Source organism: Pectobacterium sp. PL64, from assembly GCF_022477975.1.
GTDB classification, from domain to species: domain Bacteria; phylum Pseudomonadota; class Gammaproteobacteria; order Enterobacterales; family Enterobacteriaceae; genus Pectobacterium; species Pectobacterium jejuense.
Genome location: NZ_CP092070.1, coordinates 1,150,234 through 1,166,853 on the forward strand (window position 1 = coordinate 1,150,234; position 16,620 = coordinate 1,166,853).

18 protein-coding genes are annotated in these 16,620 nt (G+C 45.9%); 1 reads left to right on the forward strand and 17 read right to left on the reverse strand.

Going from position 1 to position 16,620, the window contains the following annotated elements:
- Window positions 1–196: 196 nt before the first annotated feature.
- The 13 genes from HP572_RS04860 to HP572_RS04920 form a co-directional block, all read right to left on the reverse strand.
- On the reverse strand, window positions 197–499 hold the full coding sequence (locus HP572_RS04860) for a conjugal transfer protein (protein WP_240584922.1): 303 nt from the start codon (window positions 497–499) through the stop codon (window positions 197–199).
- 41 nt (window positions 500–540) lie between these two features.
- The gene (virB11, locus tag HP572_RS04865; RefSeq protein ID WP_240584923.1) at window positions 541–1,557 is read right to left on the reverse strand and encodes a P-type DNA transfer ATPase VirB11; all 1,017 of its coding nucleotides are present in this window, start codon (window positions 1,555–1,557) and stop codon (window positions 541–543) included.
- Window positions 1,547–2,779 carry a VirB10/TraB/TrbI family type IV secretion system protein gene (virB10, locus tag HP572_RS04870; RefSeq protein WP_240584924.1) on the reverse strand — a complete coding sequence of 411 codons (1,233 nt, stop codon included), beginning with the start codon at window positions 2,777–2,779 and terminating at the stop codon, window positions 1,547–1,549. The genes virB11 and virB10 overlap by 11 nt, the downstream gene beginning before the upstream one ends.
- Window positions 2,776–3,669, reverse strand: a complete 894-nt coding sequence (virB9, locus tag HP572_RS04875; RefSeq protein WP_240584925.1) for a P-type conjugative transfer protein VirB9 — start codon at window positions 3,667–3,669, stop codon at window positions 2,776–2,778. The genes virB10 and virB9 overlap by 4 nt, the downstream gene beginning before the upstream one ends.
- The gene (locus HP572_RS04880; protein WP_240584926.1) at window positions 3,666–4,349 is read right to left on the reverse strand and encodes a virB8 family protein; all 684 of its coding nucleotides are present in this window, start codon (window positions 4,347–4,349) and stop codon (window positions 3,666–3,668) included. The genes virB9 and HP572_RS04880 overlap by 4 nt, the downstream gene beginning before the upstream one ends.
- A complete protein-coding gene (locus HP572_RS04885; protein WP_181919098.1) occupies window positions 4,342–4,482 on the reverse strand; it encodes a hypothetical protein in 141 nt (46 codons plus the stop codon). The genes HP572_RS04880 and HP572_RS04885 overlap by 8 nt, the downstream gene beginning before the upstream one ends.
- A gap of 87 nt (window positions 4,483–4,569) precedes the next feature.
- Window positions 4,570–5,610, reverse strand: a complete 1,041-nt coding sequence (locus HP572_RS04890; protein ID WP_240584927.1) for a type IV secretion system protein — start codon at window positions 5,608–5,610, stop codon at window positions 4,570–4,572.
- Between the two features lie 11 nt (window positions 5,611–5,621).
- A complete protein-coding gene (locus HP572_RS04895; RefSeq protein WP_038907531.1) occupies window positions 5,622–5,846 on the reverse strand; it encodes an EexN family lipoprotein in 225 nt (74 codons plus the stop codon).
- A 10-nt stretch (window positions 5,847–5,856) separates the two neighbouring features.
- Window positions 5,857–6,573, reverse strand: coding sequence for a type IV secretion system protein (locus HP572_RS04900; RefSeq protein ID WP_240584928.1), 717 nt, complete (start codon window positions 6,571–6,573; stop codon window positions 5,857–5,859).
- A gap of 23 nt (window positions 6,574–6,596) precedes the next feature.
- A complete protein-coding gene (locus HP572_RS04905; RefSeq protein ID WP_240584929.1) occupies window positions 6,597–9,344 on the reverse strand; it encodes a VirB3 family type IV secretion system protein in 2,748 nt (915 codons plus the stop codon).
- 9 nt (window positions 9,345–9,353) lie between these two features.
- Window positions 9,354–9,635, reverse strand: coding sequence for a TrbC/VirB2 family protein (locus HP572_RS04910; protein ID WP_240584930.1), 282 nt, complete (start codon window positions 9,633–9,635; stop codon window positions 9,354–9,356).
- Complete coding sequence (locus HP572_RS04915) at window positions 9,632–10,297, reverse strand: lytic transglycosylase domain-containing protein (protein ID WP_240585693.1); 666 nt, start codon at window positions 10,295–10,297, stop codon at window positions 9,632–9,634. The genes HP572_RS04910 and HP572_RS04915 overlap by 4 nt, the downstream gene beginning before the upstream one ends.
- A gap of 80 nt (window positions 10,298–10,377) precedes the next feature.
- The gene (locus HP572_RS04920) at window positions 10,378–10,599 is read right to left on the reverse strand and encodes a hypothetical protein (RefSeq protein ID WP_109226165.1); all 222 of its coding nucleotides are present in this window, start codon (window positions 10,597–10,599) and stop codon (window positions 10,378–10,380) included.
- 556 nt (window positions 10,600–11,155) lie between these two features.
- Between HP572_RS04920 and HP572_RS04925 the strand changes: the two genes are divergently transcribed.
- The gene (locus HP572_RS04925) at window positions 11,156–14,143 is read left to right on the forward strand and encodes a DEAD/DEAH box helicase (protein WP_240584931.1); all 2,988 of its coding nucleotides are present in this window, start codon (window positions 11,156–11,158) and stop codon (window positions 14,141–14,143) included.
- Window positions 14,144–14,537: 394 nt separating this feature from the next.
- Here HP572_RS04925 and HP572_RS04930 read toward each other — a convergent pair whose 3' ends face one another.
- The 4 genes from HP572_RS04930 to HP572_RS04945 all read right to left on the reverse strand — a co-directional run bounded on the left by HP572_RS04930 (window position 14,538) and on the right by HP572_RS04945 (window position 16,600).
- A complete protein-coding gene (locus tag HP572_RS04930) occupies window positions 14,538–14,747 on the reverse strand; it encodes a TraR/DksA family transcriptional regulator (RefSeq protein ID WP_103158133.1) in 210 nt (69 codons plus the stop codon).
- Window positions 14,737–15,321 (reverse strand): DUF2857 domain-containing protein, encoded by a 585-nt coding sequence (locus tag HP572_RS04935; RefSeq protein WP_240584932.1) that lies wholly within the window; start codon window positions 15,319–15,321, stop codon window positions 14,737–14,739. Before HP572_RS04935 ends, HP572_RS04930 begins: the two co-directional genes overlap by 11 nt.
- Before the next feature lie 16 nt (window positions 15,322–15,337).
- A complete protein-coding gene (locus HP572_RS04940) occupies window positions 15,338–15,532 on the reverse strand; it encodes an AlpA family transcriptional regulator (RefSeq protein WP_039285716.1) in 195 nt (64 codons plus the stop codon).
- Between the two features lie 153 nt (window positions 15,533–15,685).
- Window positions 15,686–16,600 (reverse strand): hypothetical protein, encoded by a 915-nt coding sequence (locus HP572_RS04945; RefSeq protein WP_240584933.1) that lies wholly within the window; start codon window positions 16,598–16,600, stop codon window positions 15,686–15,688.
- Between the last annotated feature and the right edge of the window lie 20 nt (window positions 16,601–16,620).

Below are 16,620 nucleotides of genomic sequence, written 5' to 3' on the forward strand. Positions count from 1 at the left end.
GCTGTTTGCAGATGGGTTCGGCGACGCAAATTAGCAATTTCTTTGAAATTGAATTTACTCGCCTTACGCCACTTTTAAATTTTTGCTATTCGCATAAATTTAAAAGCCTAAAACCGTCGACCGGTGCCGAGTTTGCCATCCAGATTTGACTGGGGGCGGTAATAATCCAAGTATTGCTATTACCGTTTTTTTGAATTCAATTACGCACGCGGCCAAATTTATTAATTATCTGGTCGATAATTTTCGGGTCGGCTGATTTGCATTCGAGCAATAAGTCTCTTCGGGCATCGGCGGTACGGTTAGGGTGAAATCCATGTCTGTTCTTTTTTACAACATTAAAGAAAGAGCGTTCAACAGACTGACACTCATTTCCTCCGCCGTTACCGGTTGTTTTACCGTACAGGCATAAAACAATCTCACAGGCATCAGCGGCCATTACGGAAGAAGGCAGTAGCAAACTCATGCAGAAAAGGCTGGCGGTGAATATGATCGTTTTCATACTGAATACCTTTATTGGGAATGAGAGGGGTAACGGTTCGTCTATCTGAAATTTTTCTTCATTTGATTAAGGTGTATCGGTTTGAAATAAATATCCCCCATCCGACGAATATCACCGTGAATATCTACGCTGACGATGATATCCACGCATTTAAGCACCTTGCGTAACAACACATCGAACGGGATATTTTTACAGTCAGGATTTTCATAGCAGCGGTCAATGATCCCTTCAATACATTCTTCCGGGCTGCCTGCGTGCAGGGAGGTGATAAGGCCTTCATGCCCTGAGCCGATAATTTTCAGCGCGTCCCACGCCTCCCGACCACGAATTTCCGCCAGCAGAATTCGATCTGGATTCATTCGATAATTCGCCCGGATAAGTCTGCCGGGCGTGATAATCGCATCGTCTCCGGCATCTGCTGGGTAAAACAGATGGACATAATTAGCATGGCGGTAAAACCGGATTTCGGGATTGTCTTCAATCGTGGTTAGCCTGAGATGTGACGGAATATAGTGCAGCAACGTCTTCATATAGGTGGTTTTACCGGAGCCGGTTTCACCAACAATAAAGATCGTTTTACCGTACTCAACGGCCTTTTCGATAAAGTGGGGAATATCGCCATTGTTATAGCATCGAGTCAGTTCATCGTCTTTACCTTCGTTTCTCTCCTTACCCGCGATCCGGTTATAAAACCCGGCATCAATCCAGGACTGATGTGTTTTCTGCTCAAATGACGGATTTCGCAGCGTAATAGATACGGTATTCCGCTCGCAGGCCGGGGGAATAATGGTCTGGACACGTTCACCTGATCCCAATGTGGCGGAAAGGATAGGGGAGGTATCATCGATATTGTCCTCATTCCATGAGGCCAACGCTTTGGCAAAAGCATGACACTGACACAACGTAATCGGAGAATCATGCTTTTCCCATTGACCGTTTATTTTGGTGTGGATCTCTCCGGGGCGGTTGATGGCGATTTCCGTCAGGCCTGCCAGTGGCAGAAATTCACCAAATAACTGGTTTTTCATAAAATCCAGCGATAGGTTTTCAGCGTTCATACCACCTCTTTTTTAGACGCAGTTGATAAACGGAAGAGAAATCGATATCCGTACCGGTCATGATCCCGATCACATCGCCCTGATTGAGGTACATCGTGGGCGGGATATTGATGCTGTTTTCTAAGGCCGTTTTCGCCATTTCTGACGCGGCAGCGCGGGTGTTTTCGGTGTAATCGGTATTGCGATCTTTCCCCGGCGCTGAATCTGATGCGGCAGCAGCCACATCTTGTACGGTGCTCAACATCAACGCATTGCCGAATCGTTCCCAGAAATGGGTATCAATCCAGCCGCTAATCCCGGCCTCACCCAATGTACCGGTGGCTTCGGTATCAATCAGTGGGATTTGCAGGCTACCGGGTTCCGGTGTGCGTAATTCCGTCCAGATGACAAACATCCGGCTCCGGCCATGTTGCAGCGCCCCGGTGCGGTAGAACCCTCTGGCGACGGTTCCGGCAGGGAGCAACTTCACGTAATGGTTAGCGCTGTAGACATCTTCGACGATAAGGCACGAAATACGACCGCCTACGTCAGAGACAAAACGCCGCATGATTGAGCACGGAATATAATGATCAACCGGAAGATAGAGATTGGGATCGAGACCCAGTCGCCTAACGCTGATCACTTTTGCAATACTAGAATTGGCGTCGTTAGCCTCTGTGCCAGACGTGGTTGCAGGTGTGTCTTTGCTCTGATTGCGTTGTGTGCCGGAAGGTGCCGTTGGTGAAGCCTGAGTATTACCGCGTTGTGCGGAATCAACGGCACTATTTGACACATCGGTCAGTGCCGCCGCCTTATTTAAAGCAGATGGCTCTGACGGTGGTGCAGCCTGTATTGGGTGATTATCTGTTGCGGTTTCCTGTTTGTCCTGGCCGAACAGGCCGAACGGATTGTTGTCCATGCCGAGGTTTTTACGCTCATGTTGCCCCGTACTGGCTGATGGCGGTGCAGGGGTTTCAACCGACTTATCATCGCTTTGCTTTAATGCGGCAAGGAAGCGATCTCCACCCAATGCCAGTGCAATCAGTGCGCCCAGACTCAGCAGGCTGACCAGCAGCGTCCGGCGGCTGGAGGCTTTTTTGAAGCGGGTCACTTCAGGTCGGCCGGGAGGTGTGTTTTGCTCTGGTGCCTGACTCGCCATCGCTGAACGGGCGCGTTCACGGGCTTCAGCCTCCAGCTCCGCCACGGTTTTTTCCGTTATCTCTGAGTCTGCTTTACCAGTCATCTGGCCTCCAGTGTGACGACAGGTGAAACGGTGTCACTGCTGCCAACGGTGGCGTTGCCGAATGACGTATTCTCAATCCCGACTACCGAACCGCCATAGCGCAATACCAATTGTGGCGACATTGCCCGCACGACGACCACGGTGTAGTTTCCGTGTTTGGTTATGCGGGGTGTGACGGTCTGTTCTCGCCCGTTAACGACCCGGAATATTGACGGAAGGATTTTGGCGGGAGAAAAACCGAGATAGATAAAGCGGCCATCATCGTAAGTAAAATCCGGTGCTATGGAGGCTGAACCTGTCGCGACTCGCTTGGTATAGAGCCAGTTACGCGGCGTGGTAGCCTGCTCAAACGCTGTCGTTATCTGCTGCTTTTCCTGTGTTTCACGTAGGAGTTTCAGACGCGCTGTGCTGGCTGTGTCTGCTCGCCTGCGTTCGTCATCCGGATAGCGAAAACGGATAATAAAGGCCTGAGAAGGCGAGTCATTTTCCAGCACGTTCAGTTCCAGACTGTAATCGCGCTTTGATGTCACGACAAAGAGATTGGTTCTCCACTCGCTCGCCGTTGGCAGAAACACTTTATTGACGTTGTTGCCGTTGTTATCGGTTACCGGTTGGGTGATAGGGTTAGGGCTGATACCGACCCGGTTATCGCTTTTTGTGACTTTCCAGCCCTTTGGAAAGCCTGCCTGCGCGTCGATAACTTCTTCATCGTCATCAAACAGGAGTGTAGTGAGGTAGCCGGAGCGGGTGTTGACGATGGTAGCATTCTGACTGTTATAGGTGACATTCTGCATTCGGCTGTCATATGTACTGGATCTTGGTATCGCCGCGCTCCAGGTTGTGGATGACATCAGAAGGAGCCATAAGGTCACTGTTGTTTTCAGCATCATTCACCCCTCAGTTCTTTATCGCGTTGGTAGCTGGTCACGATGAACCCCAGCGGGTTCACTTCTCGCTGGCTGTCTGTCAGTTGTTTTCGTGGGAGGTAGCGATAAGTCAGACGGATATTCCAGACATCTGTTTTAACCGAGTTATCGACAATGCGGCGGATAGTGCGTTTAATGCGTAAGGTCGCCAGATGGTCAGGCGCTGTCGCGGTCGCGTGAACGTTGGAAATAATGTCGATAGACACGATATATTCTGCTTTATTGAAAATGACATCGGGAGCCTGATTGCTGTTAAACCCGTCGAGATAATCCCTGTTAACGCTGTCGCTGTTGAATAACTGCACATCGTCATAATCGCGTTGAAGAGCAAAATAGTTATACCCCTCGCGGAGCCTGACGTAATGCGCCGCTAACGCCTGAGCCAGTGCTTTTTCAGAGGAAATATTCTGCTCTTTAATCCGGGTCATATATTCATAACGCCCGGTTTGTTTATCCACCGACCATAATTCTATTTCGGTGTTTTTCAGCGGTAGCAGAATAATCAGTGCGGTGATCGCCATAGCTGCCAAAGCAAACCCTATGGCTGCTATGCGCCACGCCAGTTTTTTTTCCCGTTCATCCTTTTCCAGCAGGACAGATTCAAAGGTACGGGATGACGCAATGATGTTTTCTGTTTCAGACATGCTTTGTCAGCTCCTGAATAATCGCGGGAGAATTAACCGGTTGAGGATCGCCAGATACTGGCGTCAAATCGTGCGGACGCGGTGCGCAGCCCGTGAGGACGCACAGCATCAGAAAGACGAGGCTGGATTTCATATTGATTCCTGTGTTTGTCGAAGACAGAAATGCCATAGCGATGGCGGTTGCCACGGCATGCGGTGGAGAGGCTGCGTTAGAAGGGGATTAGCGGTTACGCTGTTGGTTGAAGCGCTTCATACTATCGATAGAAGCCGCACGTTTTTGCCATGCGGATAGGGCTTTGTTGGTGCCTGCGGCGATAAGTGAACCTGTTGCAGTAGCGGCGCTGGTACTGCCTTTTGCCGCTAACCTGGCACCCGCCGCGCCGGCTTTCATAGCGGGTTTCGCCGCGTCAGAAGACGGTTTTGTCAGCCCACGTAGACCGCCCATAGCGGCGCCCTGTAGTGCGACTTGAACGGCGACGCCGCCTAATGCGTTCGCGATTTTTGCTGAAAACCAGATAATGACGCCAGAAGTAACACCCGCAACGCAGCACTGAACACCCAGTGTGATGATATTGGCGCTATCTGCAAAATTAACCGCTTTATCTAATAGCCCATTAAGATAATTGATGACAATCCTGATAGATAACGCGGAAAACATAATCGTCAGGATCACCGTGAAGATAGTTTTAAGCCAGTTGTTAAACATCGGAATAAGGAATCCATACAGCAGGCAGAAAATAAATAACGGTGCGGTGGTGGTCATTAATACAATGATTATTCCGGCTAACAGGTTAACCGCCGAACCAAATAGCAGGGTGACGATTGCACCGCCCCAAACCAGAAGTTGGGCAATACCGCCGTTGAGCTTTACATAGGTGGAGTCATCCTGCTGATAAAGCTTTTGTCCTATCGTTTGCGCTTTCGCCCAGACGCTATCCAGTAACACCCAGACATTGTCATCACCGCTGACGCCGTCGGTTAATCCGTGAATGGCAGAAATGGCTAAATCCAGCCAGCCATCGAGATTTAAAACGAATGTCATGATTAATAGCATTCGCCCGACATCCCATATGACATCTTCTACTGGTGTGTGGAGTTTTCCTGCTAGGGTTTGATAACCCCGATAAGTGACAAATAACGTGAAGGAGCTGACGGCGATAACGCTTACCATATCGCCGTACACGGAGGTTTGTCCCCGCAGTACGGCATGTAAACCGTCAGTGATCGTGTTGTTCATTCCAACAAACATACCACCTGACATAGATGACCCCTTTAATTCAAATCGGGAACCTTGGCATTTTCCTGACGGAGTTCAAATCGCGCCTCTCGTGCATTTTTGCAATCCTGAGAGTCATCACCGGATGATTCACACGCTTTATATCGCTGACTCATTTCATCCGGATGTTCTTTGTACCACTGCGTTGATTTCGGGTTATCACACCCCGCCAGAAATAATGAGCCTAAAATAACCGGGAAAATGTAAAGTGACGTTTTCATTCTTACCCTCTCAATGATTGAAGTCAGGAATCGGGGAGACGAGTTGTTGTTCATTGAATGCTTTTTGCCGCTGTTGAGTCAACATCACGGATCGCTGTTCAGCCTGCTTGACTGACATTTCCCATTGGCTGGTTAATGCGTTCAATTGTACGCTTTTGGCTGCCACCGCGTTAGCCAGGTCCTGTGACTCTTTCGAGTCTTTGGCGTTGGCAATGCGGTCGGATAAGTCTGATATATCGTTTAATGTGCTATTAATCTTGTTTTGAACATCACTGGTATTCTCAATCGAGACCGCCTGATTGAGAACAAGTTGTTTGCAACTTTCCAGATAACGCTGCGATGAACTGGACTGATTACAAATATCGAACGATTGATATTTGTTATATAGGCGCTGAAGGTCAGAAGAATAATAACCGCTTGGGTTGGTCAGCAGATCATCCAGTGAAATACCATTTTTACGCAGATGTTCGATATCGTTTTTCAGGGATTTTGCCTCGCGGAGAAATCCCTGAATATCTCGTATGCCTGTTGCGGTCGCTAATTGCTGCTTATAGGCATCAAGCTCGCTTTTATAGTGGATGACTGTTTCCTGCCATTGCTGGAGTTTCTGTACCCATTGGTTAATTGACTCGGTATTACTGGCGGCATCAAACACCGGTATACCAGCGCTTATCGCCGGTGTAGATATCAATAGCGATAACGCCAGACACATCTTTCTGGTTTGCATGGTGATAACCTCCGAGGTGAATATCAGATAGCTTGGTTAAGGAACGTTTCTTTCCAGTCTTGAGGGGACATGCCTTCCTGATAAATGGCATCAAATATTTTCAGGTTGTCTTCGCTGCCGCTCAGGATTTTGGTGATGTACCCGAGGCCCGATAAATCCATTCTTGCCATGGCGACAAACGGGCGAGTTTCACCAGCACGCAGTGGTGTTTTCAGGACAACCATATAGTGTTCGCTCGGATCAAGGTTACGAACCATGTCGTAAACGCTTTCAGGGACTTTCATTTTCTCCACGTAATCCGTATGGCTGGCTTTGGGATTGGCGAGAAAAATCTGGGTACTGCACTGCTCAATAATCGCTGGAGCGATGGGGTGCCTGACGATTTCATCGGGTGACTGAGTGGCGGGGATAAAAATGCCGTTCAGTTTGCGGATCACCTTGAGCATATTGAGGGAGAATTTAGAAAACTCGACATCAGCCAGCCATTTCCAGAATTCATCCATGAACATCACCAGTCGGCGACCATCCAGCAGGCTAGTGACGCGGTACAGCAGGTAAAAGGTGATCGGCCCGCGTATGTCGCCGTCATCCAGGAATTCCGTACCGTCGATACCAAAGTTATCAATATTGCTGATGTTAAACGTGTCCTCCTCGTTATCGAATACCCAGCCGAATTCACCGCCCTGCGCCCACTGTTTCAGGCGTATACGCAGGCCGTTAGTCCGGGCCTCTTTGGTCGGTGGTTCGGGTAACACTTCCAGCAATCGGGTAATACCATAGCGGCGATATTCCGGCGGATAGTCCAGCATGATGGTGTCCACCGCAGTGCTGATACGCTCTTCATCGCGGGGATCGAGTGGCTTACCGTCACGACGGCACAGCATCCGGATCAGCCGCTTGATAAAGCTGATGTTCCGTCGCGTGGGTGCAAGTGAAAACGGGTTGAATCCGGTAGGGATACCGGTTCGGATACGGAAGTAGCGACCGCCCATCTGGCGGATAGACATCTCTGCCGCTCTATCTTTATCAAAGTAAATGGTGGTCAGCCGTTTGAGGGTGGCAGAGGCGGAAAATGTCGCCGGATTGCGGTACTTCTGCATCAACTGTTTCATCATCGTCATCAGCAGGGTCTTTCCTGAACCGGTTTTACCGATGATGGCAGTATTCCCCGGCGTTTTCTCATTGAAGTCATTCCGTCCAGCTTGACTGTCATGCAGGTTCAGATAGTAACCGCCGCCACTGGGGGATTTTAGGATGGCGATAGCCTCACCCCACGGATTGCCGTTACGCTTGTGAGAATGAAAGTTGTGCAGACTCCCCATATCCGCGTAATTCTGGCTACTGACCACCACCAGACGGGGTCGTAACGTATAGACGCCGGGTAGTTGAGCCAGGTAGGCAGCAGGTAGCGACAGTGTAGACAGGGATGTCATGATGCCGAGATCGTTAAAAGGCTGGGCTAACGTATTAGTCTCCTTTACCACCTGATCGGCGCTGGTAGAGGAGACCAGCAGTGAGAAGTGATACTTGCCGCAAGACACATGTCCGGACTGGAGCAGATCGCGTAAGACGATCAATTCCTCACGCTGTGAAATGGCGTCATCGTCGGTTGAATTCAGCCGTTTTTCCGCCAGTCGGATATGATTTTGCGCTTCATCCCGTGCCATACAGGTAAAAGACTGCGTCAGCACATACTCGCTTTCGGCATACAGCAGCGCATCGAGCAGGCCGGTATAGGTCTCCGGTGAATAGTCTTTAATTTCCAGACTGCGGAAGAAGCGGGAACCGCCGATCGTCTGACATTCGGCAGTATCGGTAGTGAAGAACACATCCGGCGTGCTGAGTGCGTGATAAAACGGTGTTCGTGTCACCGCTACGTTCTGCCATTTGCCCGTAATCAGCCGATGGTAGAAAGCCAGTTGTGAAGAGTAAACCCGACCTTTTTCCTCATAGAGGCCCAATGGTGTTGCCACGTAACGTGACAGAGCGGTGTTGATAGCTTCATGGTGTTCCAGCATCGCTTTCAAGGCATCATCCAGCGCCGCTTTCCTTTTTCCGGCAGGCTGCGTCTTCATGACTTTTTTCTCCAGCGTGGAGAAAGGGGCATAACAGACGGTGAAAAACAGCCGATGCCGCCAGAGTGGTTTCTCTTTAAGTGGCTGGTAATAGCGTTCCGTGACTTCATCCGAAAAGGGGATGCCTGAACTGGCCTCAAAGCCATCCTGATATTGCTCCCGTATGCGGTGAATATAGAAGGTGATCGGTAGCCCTTCATATGCGCGGATCAGGTTGTTAAGGTGGCTTGCCAGCAATGTCAGATGATGTTCATCCTCACATTCAAAAACAGTGCCGCCCAATTCCCAGGTAGTGACTAAATCACCGGAGCGATTTCTTATGATGTGAGGGTGAATGTGGGAGGAGTAAGGAATGTATTTATCCAGAGTAGTGCGCTCGTTTAATTTCATCTTATCGGTAAACTCCGAAACATCGACGGCGTCATAGTGGTTTGCCAGCACTGCATTGGTACCGAAATAGCGATTCGTGGCAAATCGCCCACGGGTTTTAAAGGCCAGCCACAGCAGTCCGAAATAATGAATATCCGTTCGGGCTTTTGCCTTCATTTCCAGCCAGACAGGGATTAATAACAAGGCAAGGTAATAGCTTGTGTAAACCGACAGCAGGACAATAGCCCCGCTGACGATCACGAACGGGACGAGAGGGATGCCGATAATGGCGGCAGGGCGGGTCAGTGCTTTGTTCAGGGTAGTCATCACTTCCCCCTAGGATGCCCAATAGGCACCAAAGCCCGATGCGCCGACAATCAGGATGGCTCCGATAATGACGTTGCGCATATCATGCAGGCTTTTACCGTCAAACAGTACCTTGTAACCCACCCACATGGTTGCCAGCGTGATCGTGACGGCGGCCAGCCCAAGCAAACCGGTGGACGTATTACTCAGCGTATCGTTGGCTTTATTAAACCCGCTCCCTGCTGCCAGCGTTTGATTTGATATCAATAGGGAAGAAAACGCAGGCCAGTATTTATGTTTTTGCATCGTCATTTCTCCTCATTAGTTACAGGTAGGGATACATCGCCGCGAAGGATGGCGTCGGGATAGTGCAAGGAGGTTAAAGCCGGTGTGGTTTTATCGGTAAGTTCACCGCGCAGGACGGTGGTCGGATAATGAACATATGATGTGGATTGGCTGGTGGTACTGTGCTTAAGAGCTTCCCGCGTAGACGGGATCGCATAGCCAATACGCTGGATATAACTGGTTTGGTTAAAGGCAGATTCTGGCTGCTGACCCGTATCGAAATTGCCTGAATAGTAACAACTGAGTGCTCTTTTCAGCGTGCCACCTCGCTGGTAGCAGTCTGTCAGGATGCGTTCAAAAACGGACAGATTAGTACAGGGGTCTAACAAGTCATGGGCCGTCACGCCGTAATCGCGGAAGTTGGTACTGGTGATTTGCATCAGACCGACCGAATAACGGCGACCTTTCGCGACTACCTGCTTGATGATGTTGACGGCAGCTTGCTTGTTGGTAGGCTGATGAGAAATGATGCCTACGCTGCCGGGCGCTCTATCTTCCTTTGGCACAATTTCAGCTACGGCGTAAGGATTAAAGCCGGATTCTACCTTTGCTACATCAAACGCGGTGGAGGGGTGAATCGTGGCGGCACATTGCATGGACGCCACTAGAAAGGCAGTGGGTGAAAGCATGGTTGCCTCGGTAACAAGTCGAGCCACACGCAGCCATCGGATAGTCGGTGGCAAGAGAAAAGAAGGAGGATAATTGAGCGTTAATCGTTCTGGGCTGCCTGCGGCGTATCGCTATCATCCTTGGGTTCAAGGAGCACCAGCTTGCCGGAGACAGCAATACCGGGTGTCAGTACGATGTTCAATCCGGGTTTTCCGTTATGAGCGAACGCTACGCCGACCTTTGTCCAGTACGTGTTCTTCTCACGGCTTGAATCGGGTTGGCTTTCCTGCGTGACGAATACGTGATAGGTAGGTTTTCTCATGCTATTTCCTTTCATAAAAGTTATGGTGAATTAACTCAATCGTTCACATCCCGATTCTGCATTCCGGTTTCAACGGGTCAGCGAGAACATTCAGCGGCACCCTGAATTGTGGTTGTGTGATAGCCCGACTCATATTTTTAAAGAGCAATACTCGGCCCGGACGAATAAACGTCCATAAAGCTCGCCAGTGGAAGGTGGCGCGATTAGCGTGCGATATCAGCGTTAGGATGAGAATGAGAAAATCAAAAAGGGAATGAGAGAGAAAATGAATAGCGTGGTAATTATTTTGGCTAATGGGTTGTATTAGCTCAGATTGGGATTAGCGCTATTGCCACTTATGGACATATCTAATGTGACAGACAGGTTTGTGCCAAATCGGACATTGCTCATTCATATTGCTACTATATAAAATCTTGATTGTTGTTGAATAAGTGAGAGGCGCATCATATTGTGTTTACTTAAGTTTTGATTTAATCAGGTTTATTGAGTAACGGAAAAACTAGCATTTATAAAGCTTATAATTTTCTATTGTACTATATCCTTGATGGAGACTTCCATGGACTTGATACAGCAAAAAGTAGGAAAAAGTAAAAGCTATGTGGCATGGTTACCACTAAATGATACAAAGCTTAACAGGGACCAAATCCTTGAAACTTGGAAGATGAATCACTTTATTTTTAAAGAGGAAAGAACGGATGCTATAGGTTTACGCCCACCTCAACTAGGTGGGATATATGCAGCCTTGGGATATGATAAATCTGATAAGGGGTACTCAGCCACCGTTATCATGCCTACAGGTACAGGAAAGACCGAAACTATACTATCAATTATAATTGCAGGAAAATTTAATCGGACATTGGTTGTTGTTCCTTCAGACGCCCTCCGCTCTCAAACAGCAAAAAAAATCATAGAATACGGATTATTGAGACAATTTGGGTTGATTGATGCTAACATTCAAAATCCAATAGTGGCCGTTTTAAATCATGGTATCAAAAATGATGAAGAACTGAATCAAATCCTAGATTCAAATGTAATCGTAGCATCTGCTCCCGCACTATCCTTTTTCCCTGATGAGTATCTTAGTAAATTAGCTTCGCACTGTTCCCATCTGATTATAGATGAAGCACATCATGTCATTGCAACGACATGGTCTCGGGTTAAAGAGAAATTTTCTCACAAAAGTGTTTTTCAGTTTACAGCAACACCATTCAGAACTGATGGTTCAAGAATTGAAGGCAGAATTATATTTAATTACCCTCTAAAAAAAGCACAACAAGATGGATACTTTAAAGCTATAGAGTTTCATCCCGTGCGTGAATTCTTGGATAGAAAATCAGATAAGGCGATAGCAGAAAAAGCTGTTTCACTATTGCGAGAGGATTTAAAATCAGGTCTTGACCACATCTTAATGGCAAGAGCCTACCCTATAAAAAGGGCTGAAGAAATACTGAAGATTTATAGTGAGTATAAAGACCTAAACCCTATATTAGTTAATAGCAAAACAAAAGGGAAAAATAAAATAATACAGGACATCAAAGCTGGGCTACATAAAGCGATCATTTGTGTTGATATGTTAGGTGAAGGATTTGATCTCCCTCAATTGAAAGTATGTGCTATCCATGATCCTCATAAAAGTATCAATGTGATGCTTCAGTTTACAGGCCGATTTACAAGAAATATAAACAATGTCGGGACGGCAAAATTTATCGCCAATGTTGCTAGCGTTGCAGTAAATGATAGTCTGGAGGAACTGTATAAGGAAGATTCGGACTGGAATGATATAATAAGTGATATTAGCTCTAGAAAAATAGAAAATGAAAAAGAATACCAAGCATTTCGCGGGGAGTTTACTGAACATGGAAAATTACTCGACTTAGGGTTGATGCCATCCATTAGCACCATTGTTTTTAATATGTATCTATCTAAATGGGAACCTGATAACTTCCTTAAGTTTGGGAGTAAACATTTTAATATATATGACTCGAGTGTTAATGAAGAAAAAAATATTATAATCTTTTCTGTTAAAACTTTCTCTCCTGTGGGATGGACCAACTCAAAAGAGTTTTATGATGAGTTATGGGATTTATATATTGTATATTTCGATATTAAAAGTAGTTTGTTATTTGTTCATTCATCAGCTAAAGATGGGCTTGTAACAAGGCTTGTAAATTTGATCGCAAAAAATGCAACAAGAATTCAGGGTGAACGCGTTTTCAGAACATTAGCTGGTTTGAAAAGATTAAAACTGCAAAACGTTGGGTTAAATAAGCATAAAAAAGGCTTGCGTTATTCAATGCACACAGGGACCGAAATCAATGATCAAATACCGGATATTGAAGCTAATCGTGCGACTAAATCTAATATATTTGGAAAAGGTTATGAAAATGGAAAACCTGTAAGTATTGGCTGTTCATATAAAGGAAAAATTTGGTCAATGGACAGTGACTCAGTTGATCAATGGATAATATGGTGTAACTCAATAGGGAAAAAAATTCTTGATGACACTATCGATACTAATGCAATAATGAAAACAGCAATGCAAATGGTTGAGCTTGATTGTTTCCCAGATTCTCAAATAATAGCAATAGAATGGCCAGTTTCTATTTTGAGAAAAAACGACTCAAAACTAGTTATCACTACAGAAAAATGGGAAGATTCGCTTATTCATTGCGAGCCACTATTTAGCCATTACTACTCATCGGAAAAAGAAGCACTCTTATTTGAGATTCGCTCAAGCAAAGGGTTACTTAACGTGACGATGAAATTTACTTCTAAGGGAGAAGTGGACTTCAGTTGTTCTGAGGATGTTCATATTTTATTCGGTGGTCAAAAATACGGTCTGGTTGACTTTTTCAATGAATACCCACCATTAATTTATTTAGAGGATACTTCTTTTATTGATGGTGGGCTCCATATTATCCCTAATGATAATTACCAGTATATTTATAGTGTGGATAATTTAGAAGAATGGGATTGGGCAGGGGTAAATATATCGGTAGAGTCACAAACGGCCATGAAATTAACACACTCAGTACAGTATCGTACGATAAAAAACATATTGAATGACTATGATTTTGTTTTTGATGATGATGATACAGGAGAAGTTGCAGATATTGTGGCCATTAAAAATATCAATGATAGTGAATTGGTGATTCATTTATATCATTGTAAATACTGTCCTGCAGTCAAAGGTGTAGCCACGCCAGGTGCTCGAGTGGATGATGTGTATCAAGTTGCTGGTCAAGCAGTTAAAAGTGTAAAATGGTTCGCTGACAATGAAAAAATGTTGCTAAGACTAGTTGAGCGCGAAAAAGGACGTTTAGAAAAAGGTCTATCATCTAGGATAGAAAAAGGGGCATTCACTGACTTGACTTATTATGCAAGGATTGCCCGATACGCAACTTTTAAATATGGAGTTACTATTGTACAGCCAGCTATTTCGAAGGGGAAAGTGTCTAATGAAATATTGACCCTGTTAGGTTCAACAGCGGCATACTTAGATGAAATCTCCGGAGTTAAGCTGAGAGTAATTATTAACAAGTAAAATTTTAGTACAGGATGAACGCTAGACAGCTCATAACTAATATGGCTGTCTTTTTTAAAGGGTGAGTTAGGTATATTATCAGTTCAAAAAAATCCAGATTAACAACTATGCTTGGCTATTTTTTAATTAAACATAAGGAAAAATTCCTTGAATTTAACCTGCCATTGTTCGATATAGTACAATGGCAGGTCTGCTTCTCGCTCGTTGCAGACCGCCAAATTTAATCGAGCTCTAACACAAAACACTTTGAGAACAAGTCTGAGACAGCACAGCTAAGTAACTATGGTGATAGGTTCCTGTGCAGTATTTCACTATTGATAATATACACGGTATTTATTCAGATAATAAAAAACGTGCAGAGAGGATAACTTCTCTGCACGTGTGTTATCTACTATCAGCGCTGATGACGCTCAAGTATGGTTTGGCATTCCGTACAGGTTGTCACGCCCGGTAGAGTTTTTCTCCGCTGCTCAGGAATGGGTTCACCGCACAAACGACAGTAATGTAATGAGGGGGTGGTTGCTGGCTTAAAACGATTCTGTTCAATCATCTCTTCCAGACGTTGCTCATTAAATTCTTGATCGCGATCGATCTCATCTGGCATGCGATGTCCTCCTGTTCAGTGCTTCTTTCTCACAAAGGGTGATACGGTTCCAGACGGCGGTCAGGGAAGGCCCTTTTTCCCTAGAGGACAACGATTCAGTGACCTGCATCATGGCTTCTAGTGCGTCAGGTGTATCAAGGTTTTCAGTGCGTTTCTTTTTCCATGACAGCCAAATTTCTGCATCAATGGCTTCATCTGGGATAGGCGTTCGGCCATAAGGGATTGTGACACCCAGCAAGCGGCGGCGAGCGCAGACCTCATTAGAGGTGAGGCCAAAAAAGTGGTTCAGGAGTGCAATAGATCCTCCCAATCTGACGGCGCGATTTATCTGTTGCTGGCGCTGCGCTTCCTGGTGGGATAGCGTCAGGATCTGTTGTAGAACGTCGTGACGGACAGCGATCGACATAAATTGTGCCGATGCCCGACTGACGATAAACAGTTCGTCGAGGGATAGTTGATTGAGGGCATTCAATTCGTCGAATGTGAATCCTAACGTTTCGCAATAACGAAAATTGCCTTCCTTGAGCGCGGCTAGGGCGTTTGTTAATACCGCATAGTTTAGTGAGGGAAACATAATTTTCTATCCCCCTTCAGCGCGTTAAACGGTTAGCTAATTTGAAGTTAATCCATTCATCAATTTCAGATTCCAGCCAGGCGACGCTGGCTGGCCCAATCTTTATTGAAGAGGGAAAGGTGCCTTCTTTCATGTACAGGTAGATTTGCGAGCGTTTCAGACCGGTTTTTACTTCCACTTGTTTCAGACGTAATAACTGATGAGCTGTCATAAATACCTCCAGTGCAGAAATGGGATATGCCCGGAGATGACAAAAAAACATAGTGAGGAAAGGAGTGAAAGTTGAAGAGCCCGTATTACGGACACCACAATCCTTAATACGGGTTTTTAGATTGAAGCGTGTAATGTCATTTTAATTGGGTGCTTAAACGGACGTCGGTGAACCACGTTCAAGCGCCGCTTTTAACGTATCGCCGCTGAATCGATCGGTCATGCCTTCGTCTGAGGCCCACTGTTCAAAGATGGACAGAAGCTTATAGGGTTGCCTGATTAATGGTCTGATAGACTCATTGTTTTTACAGGCAAGCCAGAACAGTCTGGATAACGGCGTAGATATACGTGTTGAGGAGGGAGGAGAAGTATCATTTTTGGCAGGCATGCTAATTAATTTTTCAAGTTCGGCATGTTTGATGACAAAACAGGCGTCCTTTGGTAAATCGTGAATCGGAAAATATTCTCTTTGGCTATACTGCGTTGTTTTCTGGTATGGGATTTTTTCAGTAATATGTGATGCAATATTTTTAGGAAGTCTCATGGTTTGCTGTTTTATCCTTTCGCGATACCTGATTTTTTCAAATATTTGAAAGTGATTGTCGCCGATATTGACAGTAAGACCATAGTTAACGTGATTTTCTCCGATTACGGGTTGTGGAATACCCAGAGATCTGGCTAATAAACGTTGAACCAGAACGTATTCATAGCCGATAAGCGTTGTATCAATCACTTGTTGAGTGGGGTAAGTATATTTACCCTCGGTGGTGACGATTAAGTTTCTGTTATTGATGAAACAGTTTTTTTCGAGACTGCATAGCTGGTTAATCAAATGATTGCCTATAGGCTTAAGCTTTGCCTTAGCATTTGATGTTTTTATTCTTCGTAAGATGACTGGAGATTGGAAGTAGATCGAAAGGTTGATATCTCCGTATAAGGCATGGCGATAAATATCAGCTTCTGTTAACGGTGAGTTTCTTACCTGAGTCGCTATCACTATGGCTTCTGGTATCGTAATCCAGCTAAATTCATCATTCGTGGTATTAAATATCCTATTTTTCGTTATCATGATTCATCTCCTTTATATGA